Source organism: Kitasatospora sp. NPDC059327 (assembly GCF_042752535.1).
Taxonomy (GTDB): Bacteria; Actinomycetota; Actinomycetes; order Streptomycetales; family Streptomycetaceae; genus Kitasatospora.
On sequence record NZ_JBHYYB010000053.1, the window covers coordinates 51,467 to 63,031 of the forward strand.

Below are 11,565 nucleotides of genomic sequence, written 5' to 3' on the forward strand. Positions count from 1 at the left end.
ATGGTGCGACGCATCTTCTGGATGGCGGTCGGCGCCGGCGCCACCGTCTGGGCCATGAACAAGGCCAACGAGGCCGTGCACCGGCTCACCCCGGACAGCCTCTCCGGCACCGCCGCCCGCGGCGCGCTGCACCTGGGCGACGCCGCCAAGCGGTTCGCCCAGGACGTGAAGGCCGGCATGGCCGAGCGCGAGGAGCAGCTGCGCGAGGACCTCGGACTGGACGGCACCGCCGTCGTCGAGCCCCGCCGCCGGGTACCGCGCGGCGAGCCCCAGTACCGAGCTATCTCGGCGGCGCCCGGCAGCCCGGCCGCCGCCCTGCCTCCGTCCAGCGGTGCCCGCGCATCGTCCCGCGGTGCCCGCACCACCCCAGCCATCGAAAAGACGCCCGGCCGCGCACTGCCGCCGCCGGGCGGTACCCCGAACCGGAAGGACCACTAATGGAGTCGGCAGAGATTCGCCGCCGCTGGCTGCGCTTCTTCGAGGAGCGCGGCCACACCGTCGTTCCGTCGGCGTCCCTGGTCGCCGACGACCCCACCCTGCTGCTGGTCAACGCCGGCATGGTGCCCTTCAAGCCGTACTTCCTCGGCGAGGTCAAGCCCCAGTTCTCCCGGGCCACCAGCGTCCAGAAGTGCGTGCGCACCCTGGACATCGAGGAGGTCGGGAAGACCACCCGGCACGGCTCCTTCTTCCAGATGTGCGGCAACTTCTCCTTCGGTGACTACTTCAAGGAAGGAGCCATCAAGTTCGCGTGGGAGCTGCTCACCACGCCCGTCGCGGACGGTGGCTACGGCCTGGAGAAGGAGAAGCTCTGGATCACCGTCTACAAGGACGACGACGAGGCCGAGCAGATCTGGCGCGACGTCATCGGCGTGCCCTCCGAGCGCATCCAGCGCCTCGGCATGAAGGACAACTTCTGGTCGATGGGCGTCCCCGGCCCCTGCGGCCCGTGCTCGGAGATCAACTACGACCGCGGCCCCGCCTACGGCGAGGAGGGCGGCCCGGCCGTCAACGGCGAGCGCTACCTGGAGATCTGGAACCTGGTCTTCATGCAGTACGAGCGCGGCCACGGCGACGGCAAGGACGGTTTCGAGATCCTCGGCGACCTGCCGAGCAAGAACATCGACACCGGCCTCGGCCTGGAGCGCCTCGCCGCCATCCTGCAGGGCGTCGACAACCTCTTCGAGATCGACACCAGCCGGATCATCCTCGACCGCGCCGCCGAGCTGACCGGCCACACCTACGGCGCCGACCACAAGTCGGACGTCTCGCTGCGCGTGGTCACCGACCACATCCGCACGGCGCTGATGCTGATCGGCGACGGCGTCACCCCCGGCAACGAGGGCCGCGGCTACGTGCTGCGCCGCATCCTGCGCCGCGCCATCCGCAACATGCGCCTGCTGGGCGCCACCGGTGTGGTCGCCAAGGACCTGACGGACGTCGCCATCAAGGCGATGGCCCCGCAGTACCCGGAGCTGGAGGCCGACCGCAAGCGGATCGAGACGGTCGTCGTCGGCGAGGAGGCCGCCTTCCTGCAGACGCTGAAGGCCGGCACGAGCCTGCTGGACACCGCGGTCACCGAGACCAAGCAGTCCGGCGGCGCGGTGCTCTCCGGTGAGCAGGCGTTCAAGCTGCACGACACCTACGGCTTCCCGATCGACCTCACCCTGGAGATGGCCGAGGAGCAGGGCCTCCAGGTGGACGAGGCGGGCTTCCGCCGCCTGATGCAGGAGCAGCGGGACCGCGCCAAGGCCGACGCCAAGGCCAAGAAGATGGGCCACGCCGACGTCGCCGCGTACCGCGAGGTCGCCGACAAGTCCGGCGCCAGCGTCTTCACCGGCTACAACCTCACCGAGGGCGAGGCCACCGTGGTCGGCCTGCTGGTGGACGGCGTCCCGGCGCCGGCCGCGAGCGAGGGCGACGAGGTCGAGATCATCCTCGACCGCACCCCGTTCTACGCCGAGGGCGGCGGCCAGCTCGCCGACCACGGCCGGATCCGCCTGGACTCCGGCGCGGTGGTGGAGATCCGCGACGTGCAGCAGCCTGTCCCGGGTGTGACCGTGCACTCCGGCGGAGTGCTGTTCGGCGAGGTCGTGCTCGGCGCCTCGGCGTACGCCACCATCGACATCGAGCGCCGCCGGGCGATCGCCCGCGCCCACTCGGCCACCCACCTGACCCACCAGGCGCTGCGGGACGCGCTCGGCCCGACGGCGGCCCAGGCCGGCTCGGAGAACGCGCCCGGCCGCTTCCGCTTCGACTTCGGCTCGCCCGCCGCCGTGCCCGGCAGCGTGCTGGTCGACGTCGAGCAGAAGATCAACGACGTGCTGACCCGCGAGCTGGACGTCACCGCCGAGGTCATGACGATGGACCAGGCCCGCAAGGCCGGCGCCATCGCGATGTTCGGCGAGAAGTACGGCGACGAGGTCCGCGTCGTCACCATCGGGGACTTCTCCAAGGAGCTCTGCGGTGGCACGCACGTCGGCAACACCGCCCAGCTCGGCCTGGTGAAGCTGCTCGGCGAGTCCTCGATCGGCTCCGGCGTGCGCCGCGTCGAGGCACTGGTCGGCGTCGACGCCTACAAGTTCCTCGCCCGCGAGCACACCGTGGTGGCCCAGCTGACCGACCTGGTCAAGGGCCGCCCGGAGGAGCTCCCGGAGAAGATCTCCGGCATGCTCGCCAAGCTCAAGGACGCCGAGAAGGAGATCGAGCGCTTCCGCGCCGAGAAGGTCCTGGCCGCCGCGGCCGGCCTGGCCGACGGCGCCGAGGACGTCCAGGGCATCGCCGTGGTGGCCGCCCGGATCGCCGACGGCACCGGGGCCGACGAGCTGCGCAAGCTGGTCCTGGACGTGCGCGGCCGGCTCGGCTCGCGCCCGGCCGTGGTCGCCGCCTTCACCGTGGCCAACGACCGCCCGCTGACCGTGATCGCCACCAACGAGGACGCGCGCGGGCGCGGCATCAAGGCGGGCGAGCTGGTCCGGGTCGCCGCCAAGACCCTCGGTGGCGGTGGCGGTGGCAAGGACGACGTCGCCCAGGGCGGCGGCTCCAACCCGGGCGCGGTCGACGAGGCCATCGCCGCGGTGCGCGGGCTGGTCGCGGAGCGCGCCAGCTGATGGTCGACCAGGACCAGGAACGGCCCTTCCGCCGCGGCCGGCGGATCGCCGTCGACGTCGGTGACGCCCGGATCGGGGTCGCGTCCTGCGACCCCGACGGGGTGCTCGCCACGCCGGTGGAGACCGTCCCCGCCGGGGTGAAGTCGCAGGCCAGGATCGCCGCCATCGCCGAGGAGTACGACGCGATCGAGGTGATCGTCGGGCTCCCGCGCTCGCTCAGCGGCAAGGAGGGGCCGGCGGCGGAGAAGGTCCGCGGCTACGCCACCCGGCTGGCCAACCGGCTCTACCCGGTGCCGGTCCGGCTGGTCGACGAGCGGATGTCCACCGTCACGGCCACCCACGGGCTGCGCGCCTCCGGGGTCAAGGCCAAGAAGGGCCGCTCGGTGGTCGACCAGGCCGCCGCGGTGGTGATCCTGCAGACCGCCCTTGAGTCCGAACGGGTGAGCGGACGCCCGCCCGGTGAGAGCGTCGAGGCGGTCGGCTGACCGGCCTGATCTAACGTCCCGGTGAAGGGGCCCGTGCGGACGCGTCCGCACGGGCCCCTTCTGCTCGTGCCGGGACCGCCGAGGGGGCGCAATGACCGACCAGGACTTCACGCCCGGGCTCACGCCCGGCCACCTCGGTGCGCCGGTGCTGGAACCCGAGGGTCGTCCGCCCGGTGCGCCCCGCCCCCGCCCCGATGCGCCGGATCCGCACCGCCGGCGCAACGGGCTGGCCTGCGGGCTGACGGCGCTCGCCCTCCTGCTCGTGTTCGGCGGGGCCGGTCTGACCGGCTACACCTGGCTGCAGCGGCAGCAGAAGCCGCCGGCCGCCGCCGACTACGCGGGCGCGGGCAGCGGTGACGTCCAGGTCTCGGTGCCCGAGGGCGCCGGGCTCACCCAGATCGCCTCCGCGCTGGTGCGCAACGGCGTGGTGGCCAGCTCGCTCGCCTTCACCCGGGCGGCCAAGGGCAGCGCGGCCGCCGCCGGGCGGATCCAGCCCGGCACCTACACGCTGAAGCAGAAGATGTCGGCGGCCGCCGCGCTGGCGATCCTGGTCGACCCCGCCAACGCCAACGGCCTGACCATCCCCGAGGGCTGGCGCGGCAACCAGATCTTCGCGGCGATCGACAAGAAGCTGAACCTGCCCGAGGGCACCACCCAGCGGGCCGCCCAGGAGCAGGGCGCCGAGCTGGGGCTGCCGGAGTTCGCCAAGGGCAGCCCGGAGGGCTACCTCTTCCCCGCGACGTACAGCGTGACCGACGACACCACCGCGGTCGACCTGCTGAAGCAGATGGTGGAGCGGGCCGGCAAGGAGTTCTCCCGGGACGACGCGGAGGTCGTCGCGCAGAACCTCGGGCAGAGCCTGTACGGGCTGGTGACCATCGCCAGCATGGTGCAGGGCGAGGCGGACAACACCGAGGACATGGCCAAGGTGGCCCGGGTGATCTACAACCGGCTGGCCAAGAACATGCCGCTCCAGCTGGACTCCACGATCAACTACGCGCTCGGGCGCTCGACCCTGAACACCACCGTCACCGAGACCAAGCTGGACTCTCCCTACAACACCTACCTGCACACCGGACTGCCGCCGACGCCGATCGGCAACCCGGGACGGCAGGCGATCATGGCGGCGGTCGACCCGGCGCAGGGCGACTGGCTGTACTTCGTCACCGTGAAGCCGGGGGACACCCGGTTCACCGACAGCTTCGAGGTGCAGCAGCGCAACGTGGCCGAGTTCAACGCCGTCCGGGCCGCGCAGCCGAGCGCCTCGGCGAGTGCCCCGGCGAGTGCCCCGGCGAGTGCGCCGGCGGGCGGGTCGGCCGGCGCCCCGGACGGGGCGGCCACGGGCCAGGCGACGGCCGCGCCGGGCGCTCCGACCGGGCAGTAGGCCGACGTCGGCCCTGCCGGAGGCCGGTCTGCGGTACGGTAACGTCTCCCTCCAGGCGATGCAGTAGCACGCCGGTTCGAGAATCAGCCGGGACGCCGTCCCGGACGGCCGGTCCGATCCTCCGGCCGTCTCCGTCGGTGTAAGGGGATCAATGACCGATCTGGGTCGGGGCTACGGCCCCCAGGGCTCCGAGCCGTGGCACCCGGGCGACCCCGGGTACGGTGGCCGGCAGCCGGTTCCCGGCCAGCCGGACGGCCAGTGGCAGCAGCATCCCCAGCACCAGCAGCAGTACGGCGGCGAGCAGGGCTTCGCGGACCAGCAGCAGGGGTACCCGCAGCAGATGCAGCAGCAGGGTTACCCGCAGCAGGGGTACCCGGGCGGCGGCCAGCAGCAGCCGCAGCAGTACGGGGGCGGCCAGCAGTTCCCGCCGGGGCAGTCGCAGCAGTACGGCGGGGGCCAGCAGGGTTACCCGCAGCAGGGTCAGGGCGGCGGGCCGGGGTTCCCGGGCGGGCAGGGCTACCAGGATCAGCAGCAGGGGTACCCGCAGCAGGGCTTCCCCGGGCAGCAGCAGGACTTCCAGGGGTACCAGGGGCAGCAGGGGTATCCGCAGCCGATGGCCCAGCCGGGGGCACCGCAGCCCGGTATGCCCCAGCAGGGCGCGCCTCAGCAGAGTGCGCCCCAGCCCGAGCAGCAGCAGCAGCCCGGTATGCCCCAGCAGGGCGCGCCCCGGTCGGGTGTGTCCCAGCCGGGCGGGCAGCCGTCGGGCGGGCGGGCCGCGCGGCGTCGCCAGGAGGCCGAGGCCCCGGCCGGGCCCGGGCCGGACGGCATCGACTGGGAGGCCGAGGCCGCCGCGCTGGAGGCCGGTGCCGACCGGGTCGAGGCCGCGCACGGGCCCGACGAGGACGAGTGGGACGGCCACGAGGACGACTTCGCCGAGGGCGGCGAGGAGGAGCACGGCTTCCTCGGCGAGGAGGACAACTCCCGCGAGGGCAAGAAGAAGCGCAAGGAGAAGGGCAAGAAGTCCGGCCGGCGCAACGGTGGAGCCTGCCTGCTGGTCGCGCTGGTGATGCTCGGTGGTGTCGCCGGCGGCGGCTGGTGGGGCTACGGCTTCTACCAGGACCACTTCGGCCCGCCGCCGGACTTCGCCGGCCAGGGCAGCGGCTCGGTCACGGTGGAGATCAAGAAGGGCGCCGTGGGCGCCCAGATGGGCATGACGCTGAAGCAGGCCGGTGTGGTCAAGAGCGTCGAGGCCTTCACCCAGGCGTGCGGGAAGAACCCGAAGTGCACCAGCATCCAGTACGGCACCTACACCATGCCCAAGGAGATGTCGGGCGAGGCCGCCGTCGCCAACCTGGTGGAGGCGAACGGCGGTGAGAAGCTGATCGTCCAGGAGGGGCTGACGGCCGCCGCCACCTACGCCAAGATCGACGACAAGCTGCAGCTGCCCAAGGGCACCACGGCCGACGTGGCCAAGGCCCAGATCGCCAACCTCGGTCTGCCCGCGTACGCCGGCGGCAACATCGAGGGCTTCCTCTGGCCGGCCCGCTACTCGATCGCCGCGGGCATGAAGCCCGAGGACCTGCTCAAGCAGATGGTCAAGAACGCCGTCGACCGCTACGCGGGTCTGGACGCGCAGGCCTCCAAGATCGGCCTCAAGACCGCCTACGACGTGGTCATCGAGGCGAGCATCCTCCAGGCCGAGGGCAACAACCCGCAGGACTTCGCGAAGATGGCGAGGACCATCCAGAACCGGCTCGCCGACAAGGAGAAGATCGACGGCAAGCTCGGCATGGACACCACGCTGCAGTACTCGCTGGGCCGCAAGGTGCTGGACAAGAAGGACATCAACGACGGCTCCAACAAGTACAACACCTACATCAACCCGGGCCTGCCGCCCGGGCCGATCTCCAACCCCGGCGATGACGCGCTCAAGGCGACGCTGAACCCGGCGGACGGCAAGTGGTTGTACTTCATCGCGATGTCGCCGGAGCTGACCCTGTTCGCCGAGACGGACACCGAGCACGCGGCCAACGTCGAGGCGTACTGCAAGGCGGCCGGCCAGAAGTACGACAAGGCTGCCGGCCACTGCACCACGAAGTAGCCGTCACCCAGGGAGAGACCAGCGTGACCAGCAAGCACCGGGCCGGCGTCCTCGGCTCGCCGATCGTCCACTCGCTCTCGCCGCACCTGCACCGGGCCGCCTTCGCGGCGCTCGGGCTGGACGGCTGGCGCTATGACGCGTTCGAGGTGGACGAGGCCGGGTTGCCCGCCTTCCTCGACGGCCTGGACGCGTCCGAGTGGGCGGGCCTGTCGCTCACCATGCCGCTGAAGCGGGCGGTCATCCCGCTGCTCGACGAGGTGAGCGCGACCGCGCGCTCGGTGGAGGCCGTCAACACGGTGGTGTTCACCGCCGACGGGCGGCGCACCGGGGACAACACCGACATTCCCGGCCTGGTCAACGCGTTGCGCGAACGCGGCATCACCCGGGTGGAGGGTGCCGCGGTGCTGGGTGCCGGGGCCACCGCGTCCTCCGCGCTGGCGGCGCTCGCCCAGATCTGCGCCGGCGAGGTGACGGTCTACGTCCGCGGCTCCGAGCGGGCCCGGGAGATGGCCGAACTCGGCGAGCGCCTGGGTGTGGCCGTGCGGACGGCCGACTGGGAGCGGGGTGCCGAGGCGCTCGCGCAGCCGCTCACCGTGTCCACCACACCGGTCGGGGCGACGGACGCGTTCGCCGCCGGGCTGCCCGCCGTGCCCGGGGCGTTGTTCGACGTGCTGTACCACCCGTGGCCGACGGCGCTGGCCGCCGCCTGCGCGGAGCGCGGCGGGGCCGTGCTGGGCGGCCTGGACCTGCTCGTGCACCAGGCGGTGCTGCAGAACGAGCGGTTCACCGGCCGGGCACCCGGTCCGCTGGCGGCCATCCGGGCCGCGGGCGAGGCGGCGCTCGCCACTCGCTGAAGCGGCGGTCGGCACGCGGGCGCCACAATGTGTCACTGTGGCATTTCATGTCATTTCGCCGGCTTGTGCCATTCTGGCGGGTCGTGCCGTCCGGTCGTGTCGTGCCAGGGCGGCGCGCCGTGTCGCGGTGACGTTCTGTGCCGGTTCGGCACGGTCTGCCGCGGCGCCGCGCTCCGTCGGAGCGGCCTCACCGGGGCCCGGGAATCGGGTCGGCGCCCCCGGGCACCGCGTCCGAGGGTCGACCGGTTGCTGTCCGTCACCCGGACTCTGCTCCCGGGCATGCCGACGGCATGAAAGGATTCAGAGACAGAGGCACGCCCGGGCGGGTCGCGGTTGTGCCGCGGTCGGTCCGCTGATGAAGGAGCTCCGTTGGGTACGTTGCGCTGGCTGACGGCGGGGGAGTCGCACGGTCCGGCACTGGTCGCGACGCTGGAGGGCCTGCCCGCGGGTGTTCCGGTGACCACCGAGGTGGTGGCGGAGGCGCTCGCGCGTCGCCGGCTCGGGTACGGTCGCGGTGCCCGGATGAAGTTCGAGCGGGACGAGGTCACCTTCCTGGGCGGGGTGCGGCACGGGGAGACGATGGGCAGCCCGGTGGCGGTGATGGTGGGCAACACCGAGTGGCCGAAGTGGGAGCAGGTGATGTCGGCCGATCCGGTGGATCCGGAGGTGCTGGCGGGTCTGGGCCGTAATGAGGCGTTGACCCGGCCGCGTCCCGGTCACGCGGACCTGGCGGGTATGCAGAAGTACTCGATCGACGAGGCGCGGCCGATCCTGGAGCGCGCGAGTGCCCGGGAGACGGCGGCGCGGGTGGCGTTGGGCGCGGTGGCGCGGGCGTACCTGCGGGAGACGTGCGGGATCGAGATCGTCAGCCATGTGGTGGAGCTGGCGGCGGCGAAGGCTCCGGCGGGTGTGCTGCCGTCGCCGTCGGACGAGGCGCGGTTGGACGCGGATCCGGTGCGGTGCCTGGACGCGGACGCGTCGAAGGCGATGGTGGCGGAGATCGATCAGGCGCACAAGGACGGTGACACCCTGGGGGGTGTGGTCGAGGTGCTGGCGTACGGGGTGCCGGTGGGTCTGGGGTCGCACGTGCACTGGGACCGGCGGTTGGACGCGCGGTTGGCGGCGGCGTTGATGGGCATCCAGGCGATCAAGGGTGTCGAGGTCGGGGACGGGTTCGAGTTGGCCCGGGTGCCGGGTTCGCTGGCGCACGACGAGATCGTGCCGACGGCGGAGGGCGCGAAGCGGCTGTCGGGTCGTTCGGGTGGGACCGAGGGTGGTCTGTCGACGGGTGAGTTGTTGCGGGTGCGTGCGGCGATGAAGCCGATCGCGACGGTGCCGCGGGCGTTGCGGACCTTCGACGTGCGGACGGGTGAGCCGGCGAAGGCGCATCACCAGCGGTCCGACGTGTGCGCGGTGCCGGCGGCGGGGATCGTCGCGGAGGCGATGGTGGCGTTGGTGCTGGCGGACGCGGTGAGCGAGAAGTTCGGCGGTGACCACGTGTCGGAGACCCGTCGCAACGTCCAGGGGTACCTGGACAACCTGATCGTCCGATGACCGCGCCGTTGGTGGTGCTGGTCGGCCCGCCCGGCAGTGGCAAGTCCACGGTCGGGCGGGACCTCGCCGAGCGCCTGGGCGTCGGCTTCCGGGACACCGACGCCGATGTCGAGCGGTCGGCGGGCAAGCCGATTCCGGAGATCTTCATCGACGAGGGCGAGCCGCACTTCCGTGAGCTGGAGGCGGCCGCCGTGCGCGGCGCCGCGCGGAGCCACGACGGTGTGCTCGCGCTCGGCGGCGGCGCGGTGATGGCCGAGGCGACCCGGGAGCTGCTGCGCGAGCTGCCGGTGGTGTTCCTGGAGGTGCCACTGGCGGACGCGGTGCACCGGGTCGGGCTGGACGCGCCGAGGCCGCTGCTCGCGGTCAATCCCCGGGCGCGTTGGCGTGAGTTGATGGAGGCGCGTCGGCCCCTGTACCTGGAAGTGGCCACCGCCGTCGTCGACACCGCGGGCCGCACCCCCGGGCAGGTCGCGGACGCCGTAATGGAAGCACTGGAGCTGAAGACCCCCCATGAGTGACATCGTCAGGATTCACGTCGGCGGCAACGCGGGCCACGACCCGTACGACGTGCTGATCGGACACCAACTGCTCGGTGAGCTGGGCTCGCTGATCGGGACCAGGGCCAAGCGGGTCGCGCTGATCCACCCCGAGGGGCTGGCCGCCACCGCCGACGCCATCCGCGAGGACCTGCTCGGCGAGGGCTACGAGGCGATCGTCCTCCAGGTGCCCAACGCCGAGGACGCCAAGAGCGCCGAGGTCGCCGCGTACTGCTGGTCGGTGCTCGGCCAGACCGGCTTCACCCGCAGTGACGTGATCGTCGGCCTCGGCGGCGGCACCACCACCGACCTGGCCGGCTTCGTGGCGGCCACCTGGCTGCGCGGGGTGCGCTGGGTCTCCATGCCCACCACGCTGCTCGGCATGGTCGACGCGGCGGTGGGCGGCAAGACCGGCATCAACATCGCCGAGGGCAAGAACATGGTCGGCTCCTTCCACCCGCCGGTCGGCGTGCTGGCGGATCTCGACACCCTGGAGACGGTGCCCCGGCACGACTACGTCTCCGGTCTGGCCGAGGTCATCAAGTGCGGCTTCATCGCCGACCCGGTCATCCTCGACCTGATCGAGGCGGACCCGGAGGGGGCCAGGACCCCGGGCGGGCCGCACACCGTCGAGCTCATCCGGCGGGCCGTCCAGGTCAAGGCCGACGTGGTCTCCGGGGACCTCAAGGAGTCCGGCCGTCGCGAGATCCTCAACTACGGCCACACCCTGGGCCACGCCATCGAGCGCAATGAGCGCTACAAGTGGCGGCACGGCGCGGCGATCTCCATCGGCATGGTCTTCGCCGCCGAACTGGGCCGTCTGGCGGGCCGGTTGGACGACGAGACGGCCGACCGGCACCGCACCGTGCTCGCCTCGGTCGGCCTGCCGCTGACGTACCGCGCGGACGCCTGGCCGAAGCTGGTGGACGCGATGAAGATCGACAAGAAGTCGCGCGGCGACCTGCTGCGCTTCATCGTCCTGGACGGCCTCGGCCGGACCTCCATGCTGGAAGGTCCCGACCCGTCGCTGCTGGCCGCCGCCTACGCGGAGGTCTCCTCGTGACCCGGGTGATGGTGCTCAACGGCCCCAACCTCGGCCGGCTCGGCAGCCGCGAACCGGATGTCTACGGCGCCACCTCCTACGCCGGACTCGTCGAGCGCTGCACCGCGCTCGGCAAGGAGCTCGGCTTCGAGGTCGAGGTGCACGAGACCAACTCCGAGCAGCAGATGGTGGAGTGGCTGCACGAGGCGGCCGACGGCGGAGTGCCCGTGGTGATCAACCCCGGCGCCTTCACCCACTACTCGTACGCGATGCGCGACGCCGCCGCCCAGCGGACCGCGCCGCTGATCGAGGTGCACATCTCCAACCCGTACGCCCGGGAGACCTTCCGGCACACCTCGGTGATCGCCGCGGTCGCCTCCGGCACCATCGCCGGATTCGGCCTCGGCTCGTACGAGCTGGCCCTGCGGGCCCTCGGCGGGCAGCTCACCGCACGCTGACACGCGGGGCCGGGACACCGGATCGGCACGGCCCGGGCCGTGCC

10 protein-coding genes are annotated in these 11,565 nt (G+C 72.3%); all 10 read left to right on the plus strand.

Annotated elements, in window-relative coordinates; translation table 11 throughout:
* The 10 genes from ACFXHB_RS27880 (at window position 1) to aroQ (ending at window position 11,521) form a co-directional block, all read left to right on the plus strand.
* Entirely contained in the window at window positions 1-438 is a 438-nt protein-coding gene (locus ACFXHB_RS27880) for a DUF6167 family protein (protein ID WP_380577399.1), read from the plus strand.
* Window positions 438-3,107, plus strand: coding sequence for an alanine--tRNA ligase (gene alaS / locus ACFXHB_RS27885; protein WP_380577400.1), 2,670 nt, complete (start codon window positions 438-440; stop codon window positions 3,105-3,107). Before ACFXHB_RS27880 ends, alaS begins: the two co-directional genes overlap by 1 nt.
* Window positions 3,107-3,592, plus strand: coding sequence for a Holliday junction resolvase RuvX (gene ruvX, locus ACFXHB_RS27890; RefSeq protein ID WP_380577401.1), 486 nt, complete (start codon window positions 3,107-3,109; stop codon window positions 3,590-3,592). The genes alaS and ruvX overlap by 1 nt, the downstream gene beginning before the upstream one ends.
* A 91-nt stretch (window positions 3,593-3,683) precedes the next feature.
* Window positions 3,684-4,976: an endolytic transglycosylase MltG gene (gene mltG, locus ACFXHB_RS27895; protein WP_380577402.1), complete on the plus strand. Its 1,293-nt coding sequence runs from the start codon at window positions 3,684-3,686 to the stop codon at window positions 4,974-4,976.
* 151 nt (window positions 4,977-5,127) lie between these two features.
* Window positions 5,128-7,077: an endolytic transglycosylase MltG gene (gene mltG, locus ACFXHB_RS27900; RefSeq protein WP_380577403.1), complete on the plus strand. Its 1,950-nt coding sequence runs from the start codon at window positions 5,128-5,130 to the stop codon at window positions 7,075-7,077.
* A 23-nt stretch (window positions 7,078-7,100) separates the two neighbouring features.
* Entirely contained in the window at window positions 7,101-7,931 is an 831-nt protein-coding gene (locus ACFXHB_RS27905) for a shikimate dehydrogenase (RefSeq protein ID WP_380577404.1), read from the plus strand.
* Between the two features lie 369 nt (window positions 7,932-8,300).
* Window positions 8,301-9,485, plus strand: coding sequence for a chorismate synthase (gene aroC, locus ACFXHB_RS27910; RefSeq protein ID WP_380577405.1), 1,185 nt, complete (start codon window positions 8,301-8,303; stop codon window positions 9,483-9,485).
* Window positions 9,482-10,003, plus strand: coding sequence for a shikimate kinase (locus ACFXHB_RS27915; RefSeq protein ID WP_380577406.1), 522 nt, complete (start codon window positions 9,482-9,484; stop codon window positions 10,001-10,003). The genes aroC and ACFXHB_RS27915 overlap by 4 nt, the downstream gene beginning before the upstream one ends.
* Entirely contained in the window at window positions 9,996-11,084 is a 1,089-nt protein-coding gene (aroB, locus tag ACFXHB_RS27920; protein ID WP_380577407.1) for a 3-dehydroquinate synthase, read from the plus strand. The genes ACFXHB_RS27915 and aroB overlap by 8 nt, the downstream gene beginning before the upstream one ends.
* 8 nt (window positions 11,085-11,092) lie before the next feature.
* Complete coding sequence (gene aroQ, locus ACFXHB_RS27925; RefSeq protein ID WP_380577411.1) at window positions 11,093-11,521, plus strand: type II 3-dehydroquinate dehydratase; 429 nt, start codon at window positions 11,093-11,095, stop codon at window positions 11,519-11,521.
* Window positions 11,522-11,565 lie beyond the last annotated feature (44 nt).

Coding starts and splice junctions, on each gene's coding strand:
- mltG (WP_380577403.1), top strand. CDS start 5,128: ATGACCGATCTGGGTCGGGGCTACGGCCCCCAGGGCTCCGAGCCGTGG.
- mltG (WP_380577402.1), top strand. CDS start 3,684: ATGACCGACCAGGACTTCACGCCCGGGCTCACGCCCGGCCACCTCGGT.
- aroQ (WP_380577411.1), top strand. CDS start 11,093: ATGGTGCTCAACGGCCCCAACCTCGGCCGGCTCGGCAGCCGCGAACCG.
- ACFXHB_RS27880 (WP_380577399.1), top strand. CDS start 1: ATGGTGCGACGCATCTTCTGGATGGCGGTCGGCGCCGGCGCCACCGTC.
- alaS (WP_380577400.1), top strand. CDS start 438: ATGGAGTCGGCAGAGATTCGCCGCCGCTGGCTGCGCTTCTTCGAGGAG.
- ACFXHB_RS27915 (WP_380577406.1), top strand. CDS start 9,482: ATGACCGCGCCGTTGGTGGTGCTGGTCGGCCCGCCCGGCAGTGGCAAG.
- aroB (WP_380577407.1), top strand. CDS start 9,996: ATGAGTGACATCGTCAGGATTCACGTCGGCGGCAACGCGGGCCACGAC.
- ruvX (WP_380577401.1), top strand. CDS start 3,107: ATGGTCGACCAGGACCAGGAACGGCCCTTCCGCCGCGGCCGGCGGATC.